At 73.9% G+C, this 22,606-nt stretch carries 26 protein-coding genes; 6 read left to right on the plus strand and 20 right to left on the minus strand.

The features are described from left to right. Positions 1-83 precede the first annotated feature (83 nt). From AB0F03_RS00445 to hisI, 9 genes are all read right to left on the minus strand, one after another. Positions 84-857, minus strand: a complete 774-nt coding sequence (locus AB0F03_RS00445) for a thioredoxin domain-containing protein (RefSeq protein WP_361984629.1) — start codon at positions 855-857, stop codon at positions 84-86. A 97-nt stretch (positions 858-954) separates the two neighbouring features. Further along, positions 955-1,773, minus strand: a complete 819-nt coding sequence (trpA, locus tag AB0F03_RS00450) for a tryptophan synthase subunit alpha (RefSeq protein ID WP_361984632.1) — start codon at positions 1,771-1,773, stop codon at positions 955-957. Continuing rightward, positions 1,770-3,053 (minus strand): tryptophan synthase subunit beta, encoded by a 1,284-nt coding sequence (gene trpB / locus AB0F03_RS00455; RefSeq protein ID WP_361984635.1) that lies wholly within the window; start codon positions 3,051-3,053, stop codon positions 1,770-1,772. Before trpB ends, trpA begins: the two co-directional genes overlap by 4 nt. 299 nt (positions 3,054-3,352) lie before the next feature. After that, positions 3,353-4,162 (minus strand): indole-3-glycerol phosphate synthase TrpC, encoded by an 810-nt coding sequence (gene trpC / locus AB0F03_RS00460; protein ID WP_356820824.1) that lies wholly within the window; start codon positions 4,160-4,162, stop codon positions 3,353-3,355. 134 nt (positions 4,163-4,296) lie between these two features. Further along, the gene (locus tag AB0F03_RS00465; protein WP_361985796.1) at positions 4,297-4,695 is read right to left on the minus strand and encodes a DUF2752 domain-containing protein; all 399 of its coding nucleotides are present in this window, start codon (positions 4,693-4,695) and stop codon (positions 4,297-4,299) included. Positions 4,696-5,595: 900 nt separating this feature from the next. Continuing rightward, entirely contained in the window at positions 5,596-5,853 is a 258-nt protein-coding gene (locus tag AB0F03_RS00470) for an HGxxPAAW family protein (RefSeq protein WP_361984638.1), read from the minus strand. A 198-nt stretch (positions 5,854-6,051) separates the two neighbouring features. Continuing rightward, positions 6,052-6,690 carry a TIGR02234 family membrane protein gene (locus tag AB0F03_RS00475; protein WP_361984641.1) on the minus strand — a complete coding sequence of 213 codons (639 nt, stop codon included), beginning with the start codon at positions 6,688-6,690 and terminating at the stop codon, positions 6,052-6,054. A gap of 52 nt (positions 6,691-6,742) precedes the next feature. Continuing rightward, positions 6,743-8,221, minus strand: coding sequence for an anthranilate synthase component I (locus tag AB0F03_RS00480; protein ID WP_361984643.1), 1,479 nt, complete (start codon positions 8,219-8,221; stop codon positions 6,743-6,745). 11 nt (positions 8,222-8,232) lie between these two features. After that, positions 8,233-8,634, minus strand: coding sequence for a phosphoribosyl-AMP cyclohydrolase (hisI, locus tag AB0F03_RS00485; protein WP_356820814.1), 402 nt, complete (start codon positions 8,632-8,634; stop codon positions 8,233-8,235). 139 nt (positions 8,635-8,773) lie between these two features. Here hisI and AB0F03_RS00490 point away from each other — a divergent pair, with 139 nt between their 5' ends. Both AB0F03_RS00490 and AB0F03_RS00495 read left to right on the plus strand, forming a co-directional pair. Then, the gene (locus AB0F03_RS00490; RefSeq protein WP_361984646.1) at positions 8,774-9,409 is read left to right on the plus strand and encodes a TIGR03085 family metal-binding protein; all 636 of its coding nucleotides are present in this window, start codon (positions 8,774-8,776) and stop codon (positions 9,407-9,409) included. A 13-nt stretch (positions 9,410-9,422) separates the two neighbouring features. Continuing rightward, the gene (locus AB0F03_RS00495) at positions 9,423-9,809 is read left to right on the plus strand and encodes a VOC family protein (protein ID WP_361984649.1); all 387 of its coding nucleotides are present in this window, start codon (positions 9,423-9,425) and stop codon (positions 9,807-9,809) included. A gap of 7 nt (positions 9,810-9,816) precedes the next feature. On the opposite strand, the gene AB0F03_RS00500 is transcribed toward AB0F03_RS00495, so the two are convergent. The 10 genes from AB0F03_RS00500 to hisD all read right to left on the minus strand — a co-directional run bounded on the left by AB0F03_RS00500 (position 9,817) and on the right by hisD (position 17,560). Next, positions 9,817-11,067 carry an MFS transporter gene (locus AB0F03_RS00500; RefSeq protein ID WP_361984653.1) on the minus strand — a complete coding sequence of 417 codons (1,251 nt, stop codon included), beginning with the start codon at positions 11,065-11,067 and terminating at the stop codon, positions 9,817-9,819. Between the two features lie 108 nt (positions 11,068-11,175). Then, entirely contained in the window at positions 11,176-11,763 is a 588-nt protein-coding gene (locus tag AB0F03_RS00505) for a helix-turn-helix domain-containing protein (RefSeq protein ID WP_361984656.1), read from the minus strand. 84 nt (positions 11,764-11,847) lie between these two features. Further along, positions 11,848-12,603, minus strand: a complete 756-nt coding sequence (gene hisF, locus AB0F03_RS00510; protein ID WP_361984659.1) for an imidazole glycerol phosphate synthase subunit HisF — start codon at positions 12,601-12,603, stop codon at positions 11,848-11,850. Then, a complete protein-coding gene (locus AB0F03_RS00515) occupies positions 12,600-13,010 on the minus strand; it encodes a RidA family protein (protein WP_361984662.1) in 411 nt (136 codons plus the stop codon). Before AB0F03_RS00515 ends, hisF begins: the two co-directional genes overlap by 4 nt. Further along, the gene (gene priA / locus AB0F03_RS00520) at positions 13,007-13,732 is read right to left on the minus strand and encodes a bifunctional 1-(5-phosphoribosyl)-5-((5-phosphoribosylamino)methylideneamino)imidazole-4-carboxamide isomerase/phosphoribosylanthranilate isomerase PriA (RefSeq protein ID WP_361984665.1); all 726 of its coding nucleotides are present in this window, start codon (positions 13,730-13,732) and stop codon (positions 13,007-13,009) included. Before priA ends, AB0F03_RS00515 begins: the two co-directional genes overlap by 4 nt. A 3-nt stretch (positions 13,733-13,735) precedes the next feature. Then, positions 13,736-14,380 carry an imidazole glycerol phosphate synthase subunit HisH gene (hisH, locus tag AB0F03_RS00525; protein ID WP_361984668.1) on the minus strand — a complete coding sequence of 215 codons (645 nt, stop codon included), beginning with the start codon at positions 14,378-14,380 and terminating at the stop codon, positions 13,736-13,738. Continuing rightward, the gene (locus AB0F03_RS00530) at positions 14,371-14,535 is read right to left on the minus strand and encodes a hypothetical protein (protein ID WP_361984671.1); all 165 of its coding nucleotides are present in this window, start codon (positions 14,533-14,535) and stop codon (positions 14,371-14,373) included. The genes hisH and AB0F03_RS00530 overlap by 10 nt, the downstream gene beginning before the upstream one ends. Positions 14,536-14,538: 3 nt before the next feature. Next, entirely contained in the window at positions 14,539-15,132 is a 594-nt protein-coding gene (gene hisB, locus AB0F03_RS00535) for an imidazoleglycerol-phosphate dehydratase HisB (RefSeq protein WP_361984673.1), read from the minus strand. Beyond that, positions 15,129-16,238: a histidinol-phosphate transaminase gene (locus AB0F03_RS00540; RefSeq protein ID WP_361984676.1), complete on the minus strand. Its 1,110-nt coding sequence runs from the start codon at positions 16,236-16,238 to the stop codon at positions 15,129-15,131. Before AB0F03_RS00540 ends, hisB begins: the two co-directional genes overlap by 4 nt. Next, a complete protein-coding gene (hisD, locus tag AB0F03_RS00545; RefSeq protein ID WP_361984678.1) occupies positions 16,235-17,560 on the minus strand; it encodes a histidinol dehydrogenase in 1,326 nt (441 codons plus the stop codon). Before hisD ends, AB0F03_RS00540 begins: the two co-directional genes overlap by 4 nt. Positions 17,561-17,780: 220 nt before the next feature. On the opposite strand from hisD, the gene AB0F03_RS00550 reads away from it, so the two are divergent. The 4 genes from AB0F03_RS00550 (at position 17,781) to ybaK (ending at position 21,850) form a co-directional block, all read left to right on the plus strand. Further along, the gene (locus tag AB0F03_RS00550) at positions 17,781-19,358 is read left to right on the plus strand and encodes an oxidoreductase (protein WP_361984681.1); all 1,578 of its coding nucleotides are present in this window, start codon (positions 17,781-17,783) and stop codon (positions 19,356-19,358) included. 171 nt (positions 19,359-19,529) lie between these two features. Continuing rightward, positions 19,530-20,582, plus strand: coding sequence for a hypothetical protein (locus tag AB0F03_RS00555; protein WP_361984684.1), 1,053 nt, complete (start codon positions 19,530-19,532; stop codon positions 20,580-20,582). Between the two features lie 11 nt (positions 20,583-20,593). Further along, positions 20,594-21,334 carry an LON peptidase substrate-binding domain-containing protein gene (locus AB0F03_RS00560; protein WP_361984686.1) on the plus strand — a complete coding sequence of 247 codons (741 nt, stop codon included), beginning with the start codon at positions 20,594-20,596 and terminating at the stop codon, positions 21,332-21,334. 18 nt (positions 21,335-21,352) lie between these two features. Beyond that, a complete protein-coding gene (gene ybaK, locus AB0F03_RS00565; protein WP_361984689.1) occupies positions 21,353-21,850 on the plus strand; it encodes a Cys-tRNA(Pro) deacylase in 498 nt (165 codons plus the stop codon). A gap of 54 nt (positions 21,851-21,904) precedes the next feature. Here the strand turns inward: ybaK and AB0F03_RS00570 are convergent, their stop codons facing one another. After that, on the minus strand, positions 21,905-22,573 hold the full coding sequence (locus tag AB0F03_RS00570) for an AAA family ATPase (protein WP_361984692.1): 669 nt from the start codon (positions 22,571-22,573) through the stop codon (positions 21,905-21,907). Between the last annotated feature and the right edge of the window lie 33 nt (positions 22,574-22,606).

Consider the following 22,606-nt stretch of genomic DNA (forward strand, 5'->3'; position numbering starts at 1 on the left):
GCAGGTCCGACGCTACCGTGCCGGGCCGTGGGGACGGCAGGCAGCCCGGCTACGGGTCCATAACGGGGACGTGCGGGAGACGCTCATCCCTGGCCGGCCGTCTCCACCAGCTGCTTGAGCCTGGCCGGGGACATCGTCCGATCCTCCATGATGTTCTTGCCGCCGAGCAGGACGGTCGGCGTGCTGTTGTAGCCGGCGGCGCCCATGGCCCGGTGGGACTTGTTCACCCAGGCGAGGTGGGTGCCGTCCTTGACGCAGGTGCGGAACGCGGGGGTGTCCAGGCCCCGCACCTTGCCGGCCAGCTTGATCAGCGTGCCGTTGTCGCCGAAGGTGTCGACGCTCTCCTCGGGCTGGTTGTCGTACAGCACGTCGTGGTACTCGCGGAACTTTCCGGCGTCCTGGGCGCAGGCCGCGGCGTTGGCGGCGCGCAGGGAGCCGGCGCCGCCGAGGTTGCCGTCGATCAGCCGGACCAGGTGGTAGTCGACTCTGAGCTTGCCGGCGTCGGTCAGCTGGTGGAGGGTCGGCCGGTACACCGTCTCGAAGGCCCGGCAGGCCGGACAGCGGAAGTCCTCCCAGACGGTGAGCGTCGGCCTGTCGCCGTCCTTGCCGACCGGGATGGCGAGGCTGTCCCTGCCCTGCGCGCCCGAGGGCGCCACGACCGGGCCCGCGCTGCTGCCCTTGTCCTTGCCGGCATGGGCGGCGATCACGCCGATCACCGCCGCGAGGCCGAGGACACAGACCACGCTCGCGCCCACGATCAACGTGCGCCGCCGCTTGTCCCCGGCCTTCTGCTTCTCGCGCTCGACCGCCAGCCGCTCCCGGGCGGTGCGCTTTCCGTCACGGTTCTTCTCGCTCACACCCCCAGAACGAACCGGGGAGGCGCAGCGCGCCTCCCCGGCCCAAGGTCCACCCCTTCGAGTGACCGCACCCCTGGAAAGGGGACCCCACGTGCGGTTACGCCTGTCCGCGGACACCCTTCGCCAGGTCCGCCGCCAGCTCGCGGACCGCCGCGAGGCCGGAGGCGTGGTCGGGGGCGTCCAGCATCCGCTTCACGAACGCCGAGCCGACGATGACCCCGTCGGCGAAGCCGGCGACCTCGGCGGCCTGGGCCGCGTCGGAGACGCCGAGCCCCACGCAGACGGGCAGGCCGGTGCCGGTGGCGCGGGTGCGCTCGACCAGCTCGTGGGCCTGTGCGCCGACGGACGCGCGGGTGCCGGTGACACCCATGAGGGAGGCGGCGTAGACGAAGCCGCTGCCCGCCGCGGTGATCCGGGCGAGCCGCTCGTTCCTGCTGCTCGGCGCCACGACGAAGACCGTCGCAAGGCCGTGCTTCTCGGCGTGCTCCCGCCACAGCGCCGACTCCTGCACGGGCAGGTCGGGCAGGATGCAGCCCGCGCCGCCCGCCTCGGCCAGCTCGGCGGTGAAGCGCTCGACGCCGTACCGGTCGATCGGGTTCCAGTACGTCATGACCAGCACGGGTTTGCCGGTGGCCGCGTGGGCCTCCCTGACCGTGCGCATGACGTCCGCGATCCTCACCCCGCCGCGCAGGGCGATGTCGTCGGCGGTCTGGATGACCGGGCCGTCCAGGACCGGGTCGCTGTGCGGCAGGCCGACCTCGACGATGTCGGCGCCGCCGTCGAGGACGGCCTTGACCGCCTCGATGCCGCCGTCCACGGTCGGGAAGCCGGCCGGGAGGTAGGCGATGAGCGCGGCGCGGCCCTCGGCCTTCGCGGCGGCGAGGGTGTCCGACAGCAGCTGGATGGTGCCGCTCACTTGGCGTCCCCCTCGATCTCGGCGGTGTCGGCCTCGTCGGCGGCCACCTCGGCGTCGGTGTCGTACAGCCCGAAGTAGCGGGCGGCGGTGTCCATGTCCTTGTCGCCGCGGCCGGAGAGGTTGACGACGATCAGACCGTCGGGGCCCAGCTCCCTGCCGACCTCCAGGGCGCCGGCGAGGGCGTGGGCGCTCTCGATGGCCGGGATGATGCCCTCGGTCCGCGACAGCAGGCGCAGGGCCTGCATGGCGGCGTCGTCGGTGATCGCGCGGTACTCGCCGCGGCCGGAGTTCTTCAGATAGGCGTGCTCGGGGCCGACGCCCGGGTAGTCCAGGCCGGCCGAGATCGAGTACGGCTCGGTGATCTGGCCCTCCTCGTCCTGGAGGACGTAGGAGCGGGAGCCGTGCAGGATGCCGGGCTCGCCGGCGGTGAGGGTGGCCGCGTGCTCGCCGCTCTCGATGCCGTGGCCCGCGGGCTCGCAGCCGATCAGACGGACGCCCTCGTCGGGGATGAAGGCGTGGAAGAGGCCGATGGCGTTCGAGCCGCCGCCGACGCAGGCGACGGCCGCGTCCGGGAGGCGCCCGGCACGCTCCAGCAGCTGACGGCGGGCCTCCACACCGATCACCCGGTGGAAGTCGCGCACCATGGCAGGGAAGGGGTGGGGGCCGGCGACGGTGCCGAACAGGTAGTGGGTGTGGTCGACGTTGGCGACCCAGTCCCGGAACGCCTCGTTGATGGCGTCCTTGAGAGTGCGGCTGCCGGACTTCACGGCGACGACCTCGGCGCCGAGCATGCGCATCCGGGCCACGTTGAGGGCCTGGCGCTCGGTGTCGATCTCGCCCATGTAGATCGTGCAGTCGAGGCCGAACAGCGCGCAGGCCGTGGCGGTCGCGACACCGTGCTGGCCGGCGCCGGTCTCGGCGATGACCCGGGTCTTGCCCATGCGCCGGGTCAGCAGGGCCTGGCCGAGCACATTGTTGATCTTGTGGGAGCCGGTGTGGTTGAGGTCCTCGCGCTTGAGGAACACCCGGGCGCCGCCGGCGTGCCGGGCGAACCGGGGGACCTCGGTGAGGGCGCTGGGGCGGCCCGTGTAGTGCGCGAGCAGGTCGTCGAGTTCGCGGGCGAACTCGGGGTCCGCCTTGGCCTTGTCGTACTCGACGGCGACCTCGTCCACGGCGGCGACGAGGGCCTCCGGGATGAACGTACCGCCGAACGCGCCGAAGTAGCCTTGCGCGCTGGGGACCTGCCCCTCGGGGTCAGGGATGAAGAACTGGCTGGGCATGCGGATACCTCACGGTGAGTGTGATGAGAAGACACTGATCGCCGTGGGGTGCGGGGCTCGTCGGTCGGCCTCAGCTCGTCTGTGGCGTGTCGCGCAGTTCCCCGCGCCCCTGAGGGGCGCGGTGCCATCGACGCCCGTTCACCTGCCCGGGTTCGTCGCCGATGACGTACCGCACGCGACGGCCGTGGACGCGCCGGGCCGGGGCACGACAGCCCCTCGGGCGGCAGCCGCGCGCCAGGCGGGCGTGCCGGTCCACGGTCGTCACGGTGAGAGTCATCGGGACCAAGCCTAGCGGGAGGTCAGCCGCGCCCGTGCCGCAGTGCCGGGTGCTCGCCCGCCGCCACCAGGTCGGCCACCGCCGCCTTCGGGTCGCGGCCGGTCACCAGGGACTCGCCGACCAGGACCGCGTCGGCGCCGGCGTTGGCGTAGGCGATCAGGTCGTGCGGCCCGCGCACGCCGGACTCGGCCACCTTGACCACGCTGTCCGGGATCTCCGGGGCGATCCGCTCGAAGGTGCCGCGGTCGACCTCCAGCGTCTTCAGGTCGCGCGCGTTGACGCCGATGACCCGGGCGCCCGCGTCCACCGCCCGCTCGACCTCGTCCTCGTCGTGCACCTCGACGATGGGCGTCAGGCCGATGGACACCGCCCGCTCGATCAGCGACTCCAGGGCCGGCTGGTCCAGCGCGGCCACGATCAGCAGCGCGAGGTCGGCGCCGTACGCGCGGGCCTCCCACAGCTGGTACGACGTGACGATGAAGTCCTTGCGCAGCACCGGGATGTCCACGCGCGCGCGAACGGTCTCCAGGTCGGCAAGGGAGCCGCCGAAGCGGCGCTGTTCGGTGAGCACGGAGATCACGGCGGCGCCGCCGGCCTCGTAGTCCGCCGCGAGTGCGGCCGGGTCGGCGATCGCGGCGAGCGCGCCCTTGGACGGGCTGGAGCGCTTGACCTCGCAGATCACCTTGACGCCGTCGCCCTTGAGCGCGGCCACCCCGTCCTTGGCGGCCGGGGCCTTCGCCGCACGCTCCTTGAGCTCGTCGAGGCTGACGCGTGCCTGCCGCTCCGCGAGGTCGGCACGGACTCCGTCGATGATCTCGTCGAGCACACTCACGCGAGCGGCCCCCTTCCAGGACGGTGGTTCCTTCGGTTCTGAAAACCCGTGGTCACTGCGATGGTATCCGCAGGAGGGCCGAGGCCTCGCATCCAGTTGTGGGCGGTCCCACTACCTGGACGTTCGCCGTTCGATCAAGGGTGTAGCCAGCCACCGAACGGCAGGTTCCGGACGACGGTGAACACCAGCAGCAACGCGCCGAGCGCCCACAGCTGTGCCGGCCGGGGGTCGATCCGCAGCGGCCGGCCGCGCGTCGCGCGGACCACCCAGACGGCCCACAGCACGGCGAGGCCCAGGCAGGCGGCCACCCCCAGCGCGTTGTCGCGCAGGGCGGTGAGGAGCTCGCCGTGGACGAGGGCGTGCGCGCCGCGCAGCCCGCCGCAGCCCGGGCAGTACAGGCCGGTGACCCGGTACAGGGGGCAGGCGGGGTAGTGGCCGGGCTCGTTCGGGTCGACGGCGCCTACGTAGGCGAAGGCCCCGCCGACGGCGGCGAGCAGCCCCACCGCGACGGCGAGCCGCCGCCGCGGCGGCACGGGCGGGGCGGGGCGCGGAAGGCTCCGCGGAGCCCACGGCGGGGCCGGTCGGCTGTCGGCGTTCACCCGGGAAGTCTCCCCCGCGGCCGGGGCACGCGCGCGCGGAGCGCGTCCGGCCGGGGGGGCCGCACATCCGGCTGAGGGACGAGCGGGGCCGCACACGGCCGGGCGGAAAGGTGCCCGGTCCGGCCGGCACGCGCGTGTGCCCCGTCCGGCCGGGCGGCGGCAGGCGCCGGCGCGCCCCCGGCGAGCGGGGCGCCGTGCCGTCGGCCTCGCCGGACCGACAGACATACCCGGCGGGGCCCGGGACCGGCCGGGTCAGCGCGGGCGACCGTCAGCGGGCGCGTCCGCAGGGGGCCGCACCCCGGAGAGCCGCTGCGGACCGGCTCTCGGGGGGGGCGGGGTGCGGACGGCACCCCGGCGGGAGCCGGATACGGCCCGGCCCCGGGAGGACCGGACCCCGGCGGGAAGACGCGGACCGACAGTCATACGCGGAGGCGTCCGGGTCAGGTCGCCCCGGGCGCGAGGGCAGACCCGCAGCAGGCGCGTCCGGAGGGGGCCGGTCCCGGTCCCCCGGACGGCCGGCGTGCGGACCGGTTCCCGGAGGGCCGGCGCGCGGACCCGGCCGCCGAGGGACGGCGGCGGGACGAACCCCGGAGAGGCGCGCGGGGGCCGGACCGTAGAGGGGCCGGATACGGACCGGCCCCGGCGGGGCGGGTGGGCACCGGACCCCCGGGGGCAGGTGAGCGCCGGACCCGGGAAGCTCGGGTCAGGGCCGGCCCCACGGGTGGGCCGATACGGACCGGCCCGGAAGGGTGAAGGCCCGGGAACGGTGAAGGGCGGCGCCGGGTTCCCTGTCGGGGTCCGGGCCGCCCCTCGGGCAAGCGTCGCGCGCGCCGGTCAGCTCTCGGCGCCGGCCGGCTCGCGGGTCGCGGCGGGGGCGGTGTGCGGGGCGGGGCGGGACGCCTTCGGCTGGCCGAGACCCATGGCACGCATGATGGCGCCGACGACGCCGCCGAGCACCACGATCACCATGCCGGCCCAGAAGCCGGCCGGCTGGGCCATCACCATGAAGGCGCCCGAGACGCAGAAACCGATGAAGGCGATGATGACACCGGTCCAGGCGGCCGGGGTGTGACCGTGGCTGCTGCCCGCCATGACTTGCTCCTCGTTGCTGTGTACGTGTGCGTCGTAGTACGCGTCGTACGTCGTGTCCGTACGGTTGCGAGCCCGCCCGTCACTGTCCGAGCCGGACGCTCGCCGTCCATTGTCCCGTACGCGTGTGGCCGCCGGACGCTGGGGTGGCGTCTGTTTCACCACACCGGGCCGCATCCGCCCGCGCCCGCGGCTCCCCGCTCAGGCGCCGGTCGGGTCCTCGCCCCGGTCCAGGGCCTTCCAGATCTCCTCCGGCCGCTCCGGGTCGGCGGGCCGGGCCGTGCGCCGCGGGCGGGGCGTGCCGCGCTCGTAGCGGCCGGACATCGCGGGCCACAACCGGCCGTAGCGCAGGGCGAGCAGCCCGGCGAGCAGGATCAGCAGGCCGCCGGCGACGGCGACGTAGGGCCAGGCGGTGTGGGTGAGCGCGTCGACCGTGGCGGAGGTGTCGCCGCTGACCCTGGCGGCCTTCTCGTCCAGCGCGGAGCTGTCGGAGGCGGCCACGAGGGCGGCGGCGGCGATCCCGGCACCGGACAGCGCGAGCAGCCCGGAGACGGCGAGGCGGCCGGCCCGGCGGACGGCGAAGACGGCGACGAGCGCGGCGAGGCCCACTATGGCGAGGGCCGCGGGGACGCCCGTGACGTCGCTGCCCCTGGCGGTCAGCGGGAACGCGCCGCCGGCCACCGTCGCGGTGCCCTCCGCCCAGCGCTGCCGGGTCGCGAGCAGCGTCACGGCCGCGCCGAGCGCACCGCACAGGAGGGCCACGGCGAGGCTGCGCCGGCCGGACCGGGCGGGTGCGGCGGCTTCGGAACGGGGGTGAGGAACGGCAGTCACGTACTCCACTATCGCCTGAACCCCGGGCGAACCGTCACCCGGGGCTCCCGTGGCGGGCGTCCTACCGGCTCAGCCGGTTCGCCGTGTGGACCGCCCGCAGCACCGCCGCGGCCTTGTTGCGGCACTCCAGGTCCTCGGCGGCCGGGTCGGAGTCGGCGACGATGCCGGCGCCGGCCTGGACGTACGCGGTGCCGTCGCGGAGCAGGGCCGTACGGATGGCGATCGCGGTGTCGGAGTCGCCGGCGAAGTCGAGGTAGCCGACGCAGCCGCCGTACAGTCCGCGCCGGGAGGGCTCCAGCTCGTCGATGATCTGCATCGCCCGGGGCTTGGGGGCGCCGGAGAGGGTGCCCGCCGGGAAGCAGGCGGTGAGCACGTCGAAGGCGGTGCGGCCCGGGGCCACCTTGCCGGTGACGGTCGAGACGATGTGCATCACGTGCGAGTAGCGCTCGACGGACATGAAGTCGACCACCTCGACCGAGCCGGGCTCGCAGACCCGGCCGAGGTCGTTGCGGCCGAGATCGACGAGCATCAGGTGCTCGGCGCGCTCCTTGGGGTCGGCGAGCAGTTCCTCGGCGAGGGCCTGGTCCTCCTGCGGGGTGGCCCCGCGGTGCCGGGTGCCGGCGATGGGGTGGACCATCGCGCGCCCGTCCTCCACCTTCACCAGGGCCTCCGGGGAGGAGCCGACCACGTCGAACCCGTCGAGGCGGAAGAGGTACATGTACGGCGAGGGGTTGGTGGCCCGCAGGACCCGGTAGACGTCCAGGGCGCTCGCCGTGCACGGCGTCTCGAAGCGCTGGGAGGGCACGACCTGGAAGGCCTCGCCCGCGCGGATGCGCTCCTTGATGTCCTCGACGGCCCGCCGGAAGTCGGGGCCGCCCCACAGGGCGGTGTGGTCGGGCAGCTCGGAGGGCGGCAGGACGGCCGGGGGCTGGGCGACCGCGCGTGTGAGGTCGGCCTCCATGGCGTCGAGACGGGAGACGGCGTCCGCGTACGCCTCGTCCACGCCGGTGTCGAGGTCGTTGTGGTTGATCGCGTTGGCGATCAGCAGGACCGAGCCCTCCCAGTGGTCCATCACGGCGAGGTCGCTGGTCAGCAGCATGGTCAGCTCGGGCAGCCGCAGGTCGTCGCGTTCGCCGGGGCCGATGTTCTCCAGGCGGCGGACGATGTCGTAGCCCAGATAGCCGACCATGCCGCCGGTGAAGGGCGGCAGGCCCTCCTGGTGCGGGGTGTGCAGGGCCTCCAGGGTGGCGCGCAGGACCGCGAGGGGGTCGCCGTCCACGGGGACGCCGACCGGCGGGGTGCCGAGCCAGTGGGCCCGGCCGTCGCGTGCGGTGAGCGTGGCGGCGCTGCGGACCCCGACGAAGGAGTAGCGGGACCAGGACCGGCCGTTCTCCGCCGACTCCAGCAGGAAGGTGCCGGGGCGCTCGGCGGCGAGCTTGCGGTAGAGCGCGACCGGGGTGTCGCCGTCGGCGAGGAGCTTGCGCGTGACCGGGATGACACGCCGGTCGGCGGCCAGTTTGCGGAAGGTCTCGAGGTCCATGGCCGCTGACCTTACTGAGCGGAGGCGGTCGGGCCGGAATCGGCGGCTTCGAGGAGGACGTCCGCGTCGAAGCAGGTGCGGGCACCGGTGTGGCAGGCGGCGCCCACCTGGTCCACCTTGACCAGCAGCGTGTCGGCGTCGCAGTCCAGCGCGACCGACCTCACCCACTGGAAGTGGCCCGAGGTGTCGCCCTTGACCCAGTACTCCCCGCGGCTGCGGGACCAGTAGGTGCAGCGGCCCGTGGTCAGCGTCCGGTGCAGTGCCTCGTCGTCCATCCAGCCGAGCATGAGCACCTCGCCGGTGTCGTACTGCTGGGCGATGGCGGGGACGAGCCCGTCGGTGCTGCGCTTGAGCCGCGCGGCGATCTCCGGGTCGAGGCTGCTGGGCCGGGGCGTGCCGGTCGTACTGGTCATGGGTGCCATTGTGCCGCGCGGGGCCGGCCGGGCGGCCGGGGCGTCCGGGGAATGGTCAGGGCGCCGGCGGCGCCCTCCGGGGAGGGAGATGGGCGGGTGGCGGCTGGGAGGACCGCCGGCGGGGCCGTAGGCTGGCTGCATGTCGACCTTCGCCAAGCGTGAACGGCTTCTTCTCGCCGACCTCTTGGAAACCGTCGGCCCGGCCGCGGAGACACTCTGCGAGGGCTGGCGGACCCGGGACCTGGCCGCGCACGTGGTCGTGCGCGAGCGCCGCCCCGACGCGGCGGGGGGCACGCTGGTCAAGCAGCTCGCGCCCCGTCTCGAGAAGGTGATGGCCGAGTACGCCGCCAAGCCGTACGAGGAGCTGATCCGGCTGATCCGGACCGGCCCGCCCCGCTTCTCACCCTTCCAGCTCAAACAGGTCGACGAGGCCGCCAACATCATCGAGTTCTACGTCCACACCGAGGACGTCCGCCGCGCCCAGCCCGGCTGGAGTCCGCGGGAGCTGGACGCGGTCTTCCAGGACGCGCTGTGGTCCCGTCTGGAGCGGGCCGCGCGGCTGATGGGGCGGGGCGTGCCGACGGGGCTGGTGCTGCGCCGCCCGGACGGGCAGACGGTGGTGGCGCACCGGGGCACTCCGGTGGTGACGGTGACCGGTGAGCCGTCGGAGCTGCTGATGTTCGCGTTCGGCCGGCAGAGCGCGGCCCGGGTGGACCTGGAGGGTGACGCGGACGCGATCACCACGCTGCACGAGTCCCGGCAGCTGGGCATCTGAGAGGGGCGCCCCCGTGATCAAGGTGGCGATGACCGGCGTCTACGTGGACGACGTGGCACGGGCGCACACCTTCTACACGGACGTCCTCGGCTTCGAGACCCGGCTCCACATGGACCTCGGCGGTGGCACGCTGTTCGTCACCGTCGGCGCGCCCCAGGGGGCCCAGCCGGATCTCCAGCTGCTGCTGGAGCCCGGCGAGGGGCCGTACCGCAGGGCGCTGTACGAGGCGGGGCTGCCGTGCATCGTCTTCTCCGTGGACGACATCCGGGCCGAGTACGAGCGGCTGCGCGGGCTCGGGGTCCGGTTCACGCATCCCCCGCGGGACCAGGGGCCGGTGCTGGCGGCGGTGTTCGACGACACCGTCGGCAATCTGGTGCAGCTGGTGCAGCCGAAGGAGTGAGGCGGCGTCAGCCCGGGATCTCGGCGCGGCGCAGGCCCGGCACGAGGAGGGCGACGGCCCCGCCGAGGCCGCAGACGACCGCGCTGACCACGAAGACCGGCCCGAGGCCCCAGACGCCGATCGCGGCGGCGGCGAACGGCATGCTCAGCGGGGCGAGGCCGAGACTGACCAGGCCGGCCACGGCGGTGACCCGGCCGAGGTAGGCGGGGTCGGCCTGGGTCTGGAGCAGGGCTCCGCACAGGGCGCCGCTGAGCCCGGCGAGCAGGCCGACGAGCAGGGCCACCCCGACGGCGGCGGCGAGCGCGGGCACGAAGGCGAGGGCGCCGATGGCGACGGAGCCCGCGACGCACGCGCACCCGGTGACCAGCCCCGCGCGGGGCACCCGGCCGCGCACGGCCAGCAGCAGCGAGGCGGCACCCGCGCCGGCGCCGAACCCGGCGAGCACCCAGCCCATCCCGGGGGCGCCCCAGCCGCGCCGGTCGGCGAGCAGGGTCAGGCCGACGTTCAGCGGGCCGACGAAGCCGAAGTCACCGAGGGCGATGGCCAGCATCAGCGGGGCGAGGACCCGGTGGCGGCGGATGTGGCGCAGGCCGTCCCGCAGCTCGCTCCAGGCGGTGCCGCGCGGGGCGTCCGTCCGGTCGGCGGGCTGGTCCCGGACGCGGACGGAGATCAGCAGCGGCACCGAGACGGCGATCAGCACGCCCGCCAGGGCGAAGGCCGCCGGCGCACCGCCGACCGCGACGCCGAGGCCGCCGAGCGGGGCCCCGGCGACGTTCGCGAACCGGATGGCGAGTCCGCGCATGCCCTGCACGCGGGCGAGCTGGCCGGTGCCGGTGATCCGGGCCGGGAGGGCGCCCACGGCGGGCAGGAAGACGGCGTCGACGGTGCCGAAGACCAGCGCGAGCAGGGCGAGCGGCCACAGTCCGGGGCTGGTGAGGAACAGCAGGGCGGCGACCGTGAGGACGGCGGCGCAGCGCACCGCGTCGCTGCCGATGACGACCCTCCTGGGGCCGAGCCGGTCGGCGACCACTCCCCCGCCGAGCAGCAGCACCGCCCGGGGCAGCGCGCTGGCCGACATCACCAGGCCGGCCCGCGCCGGGCTCCCGGCCTGGACGGCGGCCCAGGACAGGGCCAGGTAGTACACGCTGTCGCCGAGCATGGAGGAGGTGTAGGCGCCGAGCCAGCGCAGGACGTCGGGGTCGCGGTGGGCGGGGCGGTCGGGCCTGGCGGGGGCGGGGGGCAGGACGGTGGCGGTCACGGAGAGGTCCTCTCAGACACGGATCCGACGCGAACCGGCACGAACCGACGCGGACCGGGCGCGAATCGGACGTAGACCTGGCACGAATCGACGTGGGTCGGGCGGGGGTCAGACCCGGAAGGGGAAGCCGTACGCGAACAGCGCGACGCGTTCGCGGCCCTCGGTGTCGCCCGCGGCCTCGGCGGCGCGGGCCCGCTCGTCGTACCGGCGCAGCAACGCCTCCAGCTCCTGCTTCAGCGCGGCGAGCTCCGCCGGGGTCAGCCGCATCCAGGACTCGTTGTCGAGGGACGCGGTATTCCACTCGGGGGTCCAGGTGGGCCGCTCGTCCAGGTACCGGCGGTAGTGGTCGGCGCGCTGGTCGTGGAAGAGGCGCGTGGCCGCCAGATGCGCCGCGGCCCTGCCGGGCTCGCCCCGGAAGTCCTCGCCCCGGATGCTCACCCCGTCCGAGGCGGGCCGCCACCAGCGTTCCCGCCCGTCCCCGGTCTGCGGCTCGGCCTCCTCGATCAGCCCGTGCCCGGCGAGCTTGCGCAGGTGGTAGCTGACCAGCGAGACGGCCTCGTCCACGTGCTCGGCGAGCTGGGAGGCCGTGGCGACCCGCTCGACGCACAGCAGCCGGTACAGATCCGCGCGCAGGGGATGCGCGAGGGCCTTCAGCGTGCCCACGTCCGTGATGCGGCGGTTCTCTTCGCTCGGCATGCCCTCACCCTAGATACGAAAGAGAAGTTGCGCAATTAACGTTGCACAGCTTCTCTTTCGTATCCGCTCCGGGGCTCCGGAGGGTCACCGCACCGGGTGCCCGGCCTCCCGGAGGGTCTGCTTCACCTCGCCGATCCGCAGGTCGCCGAAGTGGAACACCGACGCGGCCAGCACCGCGTCCGCGCCCGCCTCGACGGCCGGCGGGAAGTCGGCGAGGGCGCCGGCGCCGCCGGACGCGATCACCGGGACGGTCACGTGCTTGCGGACCGCCGCGATCATCTCCAGGTCGTAGCCGTCCTTCGTGCCGTCCGCGTCCATGGAGTTCAGCAGGATCTCCCCCGCGCCCAGCTCGGCCGCCCGGTGCGCCCACTCCACGGCGTCGATGCCCGTGCCGCGCCGGCCGCCGTGGGTGGTCACCTCGAAGGTGCCGCCGGGGGTGCGCCGCGCGTCCACCGAGAGGACCAGCACCTGACGCCCGAAGCGTTCGGCGATCTCGCGGATCAGCTCCGGACGCGCGATCGCCGCGGTGTTGACGCCCACCTTGTCGGCGCCCGCCCGCAGCAGCTTGTCCACGTCCTCCGCCGTGCGGACACCGCCGCCGACCGTCAGCGGGATGAACACCTGCTCGGCGGTGCGGCGCACCACGTCGTAGGTCGTCTCCCGGTTGCCGGAGGAGGCGGTGATGTCCAGGAAGGTCAGCTCGTCGGCGCCCTCGGTGTCGTACACCTTGGCCATCTCGACGGGGTCGCCCGCGTCGCGCAGGTTCTGGAAGTTGACGCCCTTGACGACCCGGCCGTTGTCCACGTCCAGGCAGGGGATGACTCGTACGGCCAGGGTCATGCGGGCACCCCGGGTTCTCCGCCGGAGCGGAACGCCTCCACCTCGACCTCGACGACCAGACTGGGGTCGACGAGACCCGAGACGATGATCATGGATGCGGCGGGCCGGACGCTGTCGAACAGCTCCTTGTGGGCACGGCCGACCTCGTCCACGTCCCGGGCGTGCGTGAGGTACATGCGGGTGCGTACCACGTCGTCCCGGCCGAGCCCCACCTTCTCCAGCGCCGTCAGCGCCACGTCGAAGGCGTTGACCGCCTGCTCGTAGGGGCCGCCCCCCGCGATCTGGCCGTCCACGATGGAGGTGCAGCCCGAGACCAGCACCAGGCCGTTGGGCAGCGCCACCGCGCGGGCGTAGCCGAACTGCTCCTCCCAGGGCGCGCCCGTCGTCACACGCCGTACGTCACTCACCGGGACACCGCCTCCAGAGCCTCTTCCAGGGTGAACGCCTTCGCGTACAGCGCCTTGCCGACGATGGCGCCCTCGACGCCGAGGGGCACCAGCCCCGCGATGGCGCGCAGGTCGTCCAGGGACGACACGCCGCCGGAGGCGACGACCGGGCGGTCGGTGGCGGCGCACACGTTCTTCAGCAGCTCCAGGTTGGGGCCCTGGAGGGTGCCGTCCTTGGCGATGTCGGTGACGACGTAACGGGCGCAGCCCTCCTTGTCGAGGCGCTCCAGCGTCTCGTACAGGTCGCCGCCGTCGCGGGTCCAGCCGCGGCCCCGCAGGGTCGTGCCGCGCACGTCCAGGCCGACGGCGATCCGGTCGCCGTGCTCGGCGATGACCCGGGCGACCCACTCGGGGGTCTCCAGGGCGGCCGTGCCGAGGTTCACCCGGGTGCAGCCGGTGGCGAGGGCGGCGGCCAGGGTGTCGTCGTCGCGGATGCCGCCGGACAGCTCCACCTCGATGTCCATCGCGCCGGTGACCTCGGCGACCAGGGCGCGGTTGTCGCCGGTGCCGAACGCGGCGTCCAGGTCGACCAGGTGCAGCCACTCGGCGCCGGAACGCTGCCAGGCGAGGGCGGCCTCCAGCGGGGAGCCGTAGGACGTCTCGGTCCCGGACTCGCCGTGGACGAGGCGTACGGCCTGGCCGTCGCGTACGTCGACGGCGGGGAGGAGTTCGAGCTTGGCCATGGTCTACAGGGTTCCGATCCAGTTGGTGAGGAGCTGGGCACCGGCGTCGCCGGACTTCTCGGGGTGGAACTGGGTCGCCCGCAGGGCGCCGTTCTCCACGGCGGCCACGAACGGCTTGCCGTGCGTCGACCAGGTGACCCTGGGCGCCTCGATCACCGGGTTGTGGCTCTCCAGGGTCCACTCGTGGACGGCATAGGAGTGCACGAAGTAGAAGCGGGCACCGGCGTCGAGGCCGGCGAACAGCTCGGAGCCGGCGGGCGCGTCGACGGTGTTCCAGCCCATGTGGGGCACCACGTCGGCCTGGAGGGGCTCGACGGTGCCGGGCCACTCGTCCAGGCCGTCGGCCCGGACCCCGTTCTCGATGCCGCGCGCGAAGAGGATCTGCATGCCGACGCAGATGCCCATGACGGGGCGGCCGCCGGACAGCCGGCGGTCCACGATCCAGTCGCCCCGGGCGGCGCGCAGGCCGTCCATGCAGGCCGCGAACGCGCCGACGCCCGGCACCAGCAGCCCGTCGGCGTTCATCGCCCGGTCGAAGTCACGCGTGATCTCGACGTCGGCGCCCACGCGCGCGAGGGCGCGCTCGGCGGAGCGGACGTTGCCGAAGCCGTAGTCGAAGACGACGACCTTCTTGGTGCTCAATTCCACACCTCCAGCCGCATGACGCCCGCGACGAGGCACAGGGCCGCCCCGATGGAGAGCAGCACGATGAGGCTCGCGGGCATCTTCTGCTTGACGAAGGAGATGATCCCGCCGGCCAGGAAGAGGCCGACGACGATCAGGAGGGTCGACAGACCGGTCATGGGTTAGAGCGCGCCCTTCGTGGAGGGGAGGATGCCGGCCGCGCGCGGGTCGCGCTCGCTGGCGTAGCGCAGCGCCCGGGCGAGCGCCTTGAACTGGCACTCCACGATGTGGTGCGCGTTGCGTCCGTACGGCACGTGCACGTGCAGCGCGATCTGCGCCTGGGCGACGAACGACTCCAGGATGTGCCGGGTCATCGTCGTGTCGTACGCGCCGATCATGGATGCCATGTTCTCGGGCTCGGTGTGCACGAGGTACGGGCGGCCGGACAGGTCGACGGTGACCTGGGCGAGGGACTCGTCCAGCGGGACCGTGCAGTTGCCGAAGCGGTAGATGCCCACCTTGTCGCCGAGCGCCTGCTTGAAGGCGGCGCCCAGCGCGAGGGCGGTGTCCTCGATGGTGTGGTGGGAGTCGATGTGCAGGTCGCCGTCGGTCTTCACGGTCAGGTCGAACAGACCGTGCCGGCCGAGCTGGTCGAGCATGTGGTCGTAGAAGCCGACGCCGGTGGCGATGTCGGTCCGTCCCGTGCCGTCGAGGTCGATCTCGACCAGGACCGCGGTCTCCTTGGTGGTGCGCTCCACGCGTCCTATGCGGCTCATGCCTCAAACTCCTTCTTCAAGTCCCGTACCGCGTCGAGGAACGCGTCGTTCTCCTGCGGGGTGCCGGCGGACACCCGCAGCCGTCCCGGTACGCCGTTGTCCCGGACCAGGACGCCCCGGTCGAGGATCCGCCGCCAGGCGTCGTGGGCGTTCTCGAAGCGGCCGAACTGCACGAAGTTCGCGTCGGACTCGGTGACCTCGTAGCCCATCGCGCGCAGTTCGGTGACCAGCCGGTCCCGTTCCGCCTTCAGCTGCTCGACGTAGCCCAGCAGCGTGTCGGTGTGCTCCAGGGCGGCCAGGGCGATCGCCTGGGTGATCGCCGACAGGTGGTAGGGCAGGCGCACCAGCTGGACGGCGTCGACGACCGCGGGGTGCGCGGCGAGGTAGCCGAGGCGGAGCCCGGCGGCGCCGAACGCCTTCGACATGGTGCGGGAGACGACCAGGTGGGGGCGGTCCGCCAGCAGGGGCAGCAGCGACTCGCCATGACTGAACTCGACGTAGGCCTCGTCCACGACGACCATCGACGGCTTCGCCCGCTGGGCCGCCTCGTACAGCGCGACGACGGTCGACGCCGGCACCGCGTTGCCGGTGGGGTTGTTGGGGGTGGTGATGAAGACGACGTCCGGCCGGTGCGTGGCGATCGCCCGCTCCGCGGCGGCGGGGTCGAGGGTGAAGTCCTCGTTGCGCGGGCCGGCGACCCAGCCGGTGTTGGTGCCGCGCGCGATGAGGGCGTGCATCGAGTAGGACGGTTCGAAGCCGAGGGCCGTACGGCCCGGGCCGCCGAAGGCCTGGAGCAGCTGCTGGATGACCTCGTTGGAACCGTTGGCGGCCCAGACGTTCTCGGTGCCGAGCGGGTGCCCGCCGGTCCTCGTCAGGTACCTCGCCAGCTCGGTGCGCAGCTCGACCGCGTCCCGGTCGGGGTAGCGGTTCAGGTCGCGGGCCGCCTCCCGCACCCGTTCCGCGATCCGCTCGACCAGCGGGCCGGGCAGCGGGTAGGGGTTCTCGTTGGTGTTCAGCCGTACCGGCACGTCCAGCTGGGGCGCGCCGTAGGGGGACTTGCCGCGCAGCTCGTCCCGTACGGGTAGGTCGTCGATGCCGAAGCTCACTTGTCCGCCGGAACCTTCCATCCGAACCGCGCCTTGACCGCCGCGCCGTGCGCCGGCAGGTCCTCCGCCTCCGCCAGCGTCACCACGTGGTGGGCGACCTCGGCGAGCGCCTCCCTGCTGTAGTCCACGATGTGGATGCCGCGCAGGAACGACTGGACGGACAGGCCCGAGGAGTGGCAGGCGCAGCCACCGGTGGGCAGGACGTGGTTGGACCCGGCGGCGTAGTCGCCGAGCGAGACGGGGGCCCAGGGGCCGATGAAGACCGCGCCCGCGTTCTTCACCCGGTCGGCCACCTCGGCGGCCCGGGCGGTCTGGATCTCCAGGTGTTCGGCGCCGTACGCGTCGACCACCCGCAGGCCCTCCTCGACGCCGTCGACGAGGACGATCGCGGACTGCCGGCCCTTGAGCGCGGGCACGATCCGGTCCTCGATGTGCTTGGTGGCCGCGACCTGCGGCTCCAGCTCCTTCTCGACCGCGTCCGCCAGCTCGGCGGAGTCGGTGACGAGGACGGCCGCCGCGAGCGGGTCGTGCTCGGCCTGGCTGATCAGGTCCGAGGCGACGTGCACCGGGTCGGCGGTGGCGTCCGCGAGGATCGCGATCTCGGTCGGGCCGGCCTCGGCGTCGATGCCGATCCTGCCGGTGAAGTAGCGCTTGGCGGCGGCGACCCAGATGTTGCCGGGGCCCGTGACCATGTTGGCGGGCGGGCAGGACTCGGTGCCGTACGCGAACATCGCGACGGCGGTGGCGCCGCCCGCGGCGTACACCTCGTCCACGCCGAGCAGCGCACAGGCGGCGAGGATCGTCGGGTGCGGGAGGCCGCCGAACTCCGCCTGCGGCGGGGAGGCGAGCGCGATGGACCCGACGCCGGCCTCCTGGGCCGGTACGACGTTCATGATCACGGAGGAGGGGTAGACGGACCGGCCGCCGGGCGCGTACAGCCCGACGCGTTCGACCGGCACCCACTTCTCGGTCACCGAGCCGCCGGGCACCACCTGGGTGGTGTGCGTGGTCCGGCGCTGCGCGCGGTGGACGAGGCGGGCGCGGCGGACGGACTCCTCCAGGGCGGCGCGCACGGCCGGGTCGAGGCCGTCGAGCGCGTCGGTGAGCGCCCGGGCCGGGACACGGACGGATTCCAGCCGTACTCCGTCGAACTTCTCGGCGAAGTCGATCAGCGCCGCGTCACCCCGATGATGCACGGCCTCGCAGATGGGACGCACCTTCTCCAGGGCGGCCGCGACGTCGAAGTCGGCTCGGGGCAGCAGGTCGCGCAGGGCGGGGCCCTCGGGAAGGGCGTCGCCGCGCAGATCGATTCGGGAGATCACAGTCCCAATTCTCTCAGACCGGCGTAGGGAGTCGTCCGCGCGTATCAATGGCTGATACAGAACGCGGGCCAATGGCGGGCCAATGGCTGGTACATAGGCTGGCCGGAACCCGGAAGATCCCCTTCACCTGCTGTGTTCCGAGGGTCACTCACCGGGCATGAACGGCTGTACGAAACCACTGGACCGGACTGGACCGGGACTGGACCGGGAGAGGACAACGGTGACCGAGGGGACCGGCATCCGCGCCGGGGACCTGCCGGACGACCTGACGGCGGCCGAGGCCGGCATGTGGCAGGCCTTCCGCAACGGCAGCGTCTACGACCTGAGCAGCGGAGACGCCATCGTGGACGATCCGCACGGCGGTCATCCGTGGGGTCCCGAACGCACCGTGCGGGCCCGCATCGTGTGCTGGCTGCTGCTGGACGGCCCGCCGGCGCTCGCGGGCCGGGTGTCCGCGCTGAAGCTCGCCGGCGTGCGGATCACCGGCACGCTGGACCTGGCGGGCGGCCAGGTCACGCCGTACCTGGAACTGAGCGGCTGCCGGTTCGACGAGGAGGTCCGGCTGCCGGAGGCCCGGTTCACGACCGTGCGCCTGGTGGACTGCTCGGTGCCGCGCCTGGAGGCGGCCCGTGTGCACACCGAGGGCGATCTGCACCTGCCGCGCTGCCGTTTCCAGAACGGGGTCCGGCTGACCGACGCCCACATCGGCACCGATCTGCTGCTCAACCAGGCGATCGTGTACCGGGACCGCAGCGGCCGGTCGATCGCGGCGGACGGCATGACCGTCGGCCAGGATCTCCAGGCCGAGCTGCTGGAGTCGCACGGCGAGCTGAGCCTGCGCGGCGCCAAGGTCGGCGTGTCGCTGAGCCTGCGCGGCGCGAAACTGGCCAATCCGTACGCCCGGCTGGCCCTGAACGCCCCCCAGCTGACGGTCGAGCGCACCCTGTACCTGACCCCGGCCGGCGTCGGCAGCCCGCTGCTGAGCGGCACGACACCCGCGCGCGGGACGCGCATCCAGCGGTTCGAGTGCCGGGGCGGGGTGCGGCTGGACGACGGGCGGTTCGGGGACGCCGTCGACCTGGAGCGGGCCCGGTTCACCTTCACCGACGACCAGGAGCTGTCGCTGCGCCGGGTGCAGACGCCGGAGCTGCGCTTCCTCGGGGACCGGCCCGAGCGCGGCAAGGTGGTGCTGTCCGGCGCGCGGATCGTGAACCTGGTGGACCGCGCGAGCAGCTGGCCGGACGAGGGGAACCTGCACATGGGCGGGTTCGCCTACGAGAACCTGGTGCCGCAGGGCCCGTTCCCGCTGACCCGGCGCCTGGACTGGGTGTCGGCGGCCACCGCCGAGTACGCCCCGGAGCCCTACGAGCGGCTGGCCGCGGTGCTGCGCGCGGCCGGGGAGGACGAGGACGCGCGCGAGGTGCTGCTCGCCAAGCAGCGCCGGCGGCGCGAGACGCTGCCGCTGGCGGGCAAGCTGTGGGGCCACGTCCAGGACTGGACGGTCGCCTACGGCTACCGGCCCGGCCGGGCGGCGGTGTGGATGACGGTGCTGTGGGCGGCGGGCACACTGGCGTTCGCGCACGCGGCCCACCCGCCGGTGAACCCCGGCGGCCACCCGGCCTGGAGCCCGGCGCTGTTCACGCTGGACCTGCTGCTGCCGGTGATCGACCTGGGGCAGGCCGGCCAGTGGCAGCTGCGCGGCGGCTGGCAGTGGCTGGCGGCGGTGATGATCCTGCTCGGCTGGATCCTGGCGACGACGGTGGCGGCGGGCGCGACCCGGCTGCTGCGGCGCAGCTGAGGCCGCGACGCGACACGCCGGACACCCGGGGCATCGACACCCGTCCTTCACCTCCGGACCCGGACGCACACAATTTGAACATTCATCCTTTACGGGTCCTTGACTCGCAGACATACAACTTTCCCCGACTTGCCCGGACCCTCTGGCGCCGCCGGGACCTGCGGACTTTCAATGGTCGGCACCATGGCTCTGCTGCCCTCGTTCATCCGCCCCACCCGGATGGCCAAACGCTCCGCGCACCCGTCCGGCCGGCCGCCGGCCGGGGACGAGACGGTGCTCGACGCCCCCGACGACCGACTCTCGCCCGCGCTGGTCGCCGCCGGACGGGGCGAGTACGCCGTCGCGGCCGGTCTGCTGGCCGCCACCCGAGCCGCCGCCGAGTGGGAGAACCGGGACCGGTACACGCGCCGCCTCGCCGCCTTCGCCCGCTCACGCCCCGAGTGGTACGAGGAGTGGCGCGCCGCCGCCCCCGAGGACCCCGGCGCGCTGCTGGTCGGCGCCCAGCTGGCGGTGGACCGCGCCTGGCCCTCGCCGGCGCGCGCCGAACTGCTGCGCGAGGTCAGCCCGCACATCACCGCCGCCGCCCGCGCCGACGACCGCGACCCGGTGCCCTGGCGGATCGCGCTGGACCACGCGCGCGGCTCACGGGCCGGGCACCGCTACTTCGAGGAGCTGTGGGAGGCCGCGGTCCGCCGCGCCCCGCACCACTACGGCTGTCACGTGGCCGCCCTGCGCTACCTCGCCGCCTCCTGGCACGGCTCGCACCACGCGTGCTTCGACTTCGCCGACCGCGCCGCGCAGGACGCCCCCGCCGGCTCGCTCGTGCAGGCCCTGCCCGCCCGCGCGGCCTTCGGCTACCTGACCGACGGCTGCGGCCCCGAGGTGCCGCGCGCCCGGCTCGACGCGGCGGCCGACCGGGCGATCGGGCTCTCCGGGCACTTCCCCGAGGCCGATCCGTGGCCCGCCGAGGTCCGCAACAAGCTGCTGTACGTCCTGCTGCGCCTGGACCGCCGGGAGGACGCCCGCACGCAGCTGCGGCTGATCGGCCCGTACGCCACGTCCTTCCCCTGGGAGCTGTTCTCCGACGACCCGCTGGGCCACTTCCTGCGCCTGCGCGAGCACCTGCTGACGCAGGGGCCCCGGCCCCTCCCGGCCGGGCTGATCACCGCACCCGAGGACCCCCTCGGCGAGCACGGCGGACACGTCCGCGCCGACGACCACTAGGCTGGGGCGCCGTGACCACCGTCCGTCTCCCGCTCTTTCCGCTGAACTCGGTGCTGTTCCCCGGGCTCGTGCTGCCGCTGAACGTCTTCGAGGAGCGGTATCGCGCCATGATGCGCGAGCTGCTGAAGACCCCCGAGGACGAAGCGCGCCGGTTCGCCGTCGTGGCCGTCCGCGACGGCCACGAGGTCGCGCCCAGCGCCCCCGGCATGCCGGATCCCACGGCCGAGCCGGAACGCGGCCCGTCCGCCGGCTTCGGCCCCGACCTCGTCCGGGCTTTCCACAGCGTCGGCTGTATCGCGGACGCGGCGACCGTCCGGGAGCGGTCCGACGGCACGTTCGAGGTGCTGGCGACGGGCACGACCCGCGTCCGCCTGCTGTCCGTGGACGCCTCGGGCCCCTTCCTCACCGCGGAGCTCCAGGAGCTGCCGGAGGAGCCCGGAGACGAGGCCGGGGCACTGGCGGAGGGCGTCCTGCGGTCCTTCCGCCAGTACCAGAAGCGCCTGGCGGGCGCCCGCGAGCGCTCCCTGTCCTCGGGGGCGGAGCTGCCGGACGACCCGAGCGTGGTGTCGTACCTGGTGGCGGCGGCGATGGTGCACGACACGCCGACCAAGCAGCGCCTGCTCCAGGCGCCGGACACCGCGTCCCGGCTCCGGGACGAGCTGAAACTCCTTCGCGCGGAGACGGCCATCATCCGTAGCCTGCCGTCGTTGCCGGCGTTCGAGCTGACGCGGACGCCGACCAGTCTCAACTGAGGAGGACCGGCACTCCCGATGGCGAAGAAGCAGAAGCAGCAGTCCGGGGGCACGCCCGCGACGGTGGCCCTGACGGCGGCTGGCGTGGACTTCACGGTCCACGCCTACGCACACGACCCGTCCCACCCCTCCTACGGCGAGGAGGCGGCCGAGGCGATGGGCGTCTCCCCCGACCGGGTCTTCAAGACCCTGGTCGCCGACGTGGACGGCTCCCTGGTGGTCGGCGTGGTCCCGGTGGCGGGCTCCCTGGACCTGAAGGCCCTCGCGGCGGCGGTCGGCGGCAAACGCGCCACGATGGCCGACCCCACCCTCGCCGAACGCACCACCGGCTACGTCCGCGGCGGCATCTCCCCCCTCGGCCAGCGCAAGAAGCTCCGGACGGTCCTCGACGACTCGGCCGGGGCCCATCCCACGATCTGCGTCTCGGCGGGCCGCCGCGGCCTGGAGGTGGAACTGGCCCCGCAGGACCTGGCCGACCTGACGGACGCGGTCCTGGCCCCCATCGGCCGGGGCTGAGGGTCCCGGCCCCGGCGGCCGGGGCGCGGGGGCGTACCGGGCGGAGCGTCGCGGTCAGGCGTGCGGGTGCGGCGGCTCGGGGTCCTGCGGGCCGAAGAGCTCCGGCTCGGGGTCCCGCGGCCCGAAGAGCGCCGTGAGCCCGAGATGCACCAGCGCCCCGCCCAGCGGCCAGGCCAGCAGCGAGCCCCTCGCCCCGAGCTTCAGCGGCGCAGCGAACGTCACCCCCTTGCCCGCGGCCCGCGCGCGTGCGAGCACGTCGGACCCGGGGCCCAGCCACACGCCCAGCCGCCAGGCCAGCAGCGAGCCGAGCAGCCCGCCCACGCCCAGTGCCACCACGACCGGCACGCCTCCGCGCCGCCGTAGCAGGAAGACGACCACCGCGCTGACCAGGCCGAAAGCGAGCCCCAGCAGCGCGAACGTGCCGTCCACGCCGATCGCCTGCTCGCCCTCGGTGTCCTTGAGGTAGACGACCCAGTTCTTGTCGATCACGTCCCCGACCAGCGGCACGTGCGGCGCCAGCCACCACCACAGCAGTCCCAGCAGCACCCCGCCGAGCGCCACCGCCACCGTGATCACGGCGGCGTCCCGTACTTCCGTCTTCATCCCGGGGCCGTCCTGTTCGTACGGACCCGCGCCCGGCGCCCCGGCGGACGGCGGGGCCTGCCGTACCTGGTGCGGGGAATCGTCGTGCGGGGGCGGAGGCGGAGTCAGCGGTGCGGTCACCCTGACATCGTGCCAGGTCGCGCCGCGCGGCGC

The organism is Streptomyces sp. NPDC028722, from assembly GCF_040637655.1.
In the GTDB taxonomy this organism is placed as follows: domain Bacteria; phylum Actinomycetota; class Actinomycetes; order Streptomycetales; family Streptomycetaceae; genus Streptomyces.

Coding starts and splice junctions, on each gene's coding strand:
- trpB (WP_361984635.1), bottom strand. CDS start 3,053: ATGCCCAGCCAGTTCTTCATCCCTGACCCCGAGGGGCAGGTCCCCAGC.
- AB0F03_RS00470 (WP_361984638.1), bottom strand. CDS start 5,853: ATGGCGGGCAGCAGCCACGGTCACACCCCGGCCGCCTGGACCGGTGTC.
- AB0F03_RS00480 (WP_361984643.1), bottom strand. CDS start 8,221: ATGGACCTCGAGACCTTCCGCAAACTGGCCGCCGACCGGCGTGTCATC.
- hisI (WP_356820814.1), bottom strand. CDS start 8,634: ATGACCAGTACGACCGGCACGCCCCGGCCCAGCAGCCTCGACCCGGAG.
- AB0F03_RS00490 (WP_361984646.1), top strand. CDS start 8,774: ATGTCGACCTTCGCCAAGCGTGAACGGCTTCTTCTCGCCGACCTCTTG.
- AB0F03_RS00505 (WP_361984656.1), bottom strand. CDS start 11,763: ATGCCGAGCGAAGAGAACCGCCGCATCACGGACGTGGGCACGCTGAAG.
- hisF (WP_361984659.1), bottom strand. CDS start 12,603: ATGACCCTGGCCGTACGAGTCATCCCCTGCCTGGACGTGGACAACGGC.
- priA (WP_361984665.1), bottom strand. CDS start 13,732: ATGGCCAAGCTCGAACTCCTCCCCGCCGTCGACGTACGCGACGGCCAG.
- AB0F03_RS00530 (WP_361984671.1), bottom strand. CDS start 14,535: ATGACCGGTCTGTCGACCCTCCTGATCGTCGTCGGCCTCTTCCTGGCC.
- hisB (WP_361984673.1), bottom strand. CDS start 15,132: ATGAGCCGCATAGGACGCGTGGAGCGCACCACCAAGGAGACCGCGGTC.
- AB0F03_RS00555 (WP_361984684.1), top strand. CDS start 19,530: ATGGTCGGCACCATGGCTCTGCTGCCCTCGTTCATCCGCCCCACCCGG.
- ybaK (WP_361984689.1), top strand. CDS start 21,353: ATGGCGAAGAAGCAGAAGCAGCAGTCCGGGGGCACGCCCGCGACGGTG.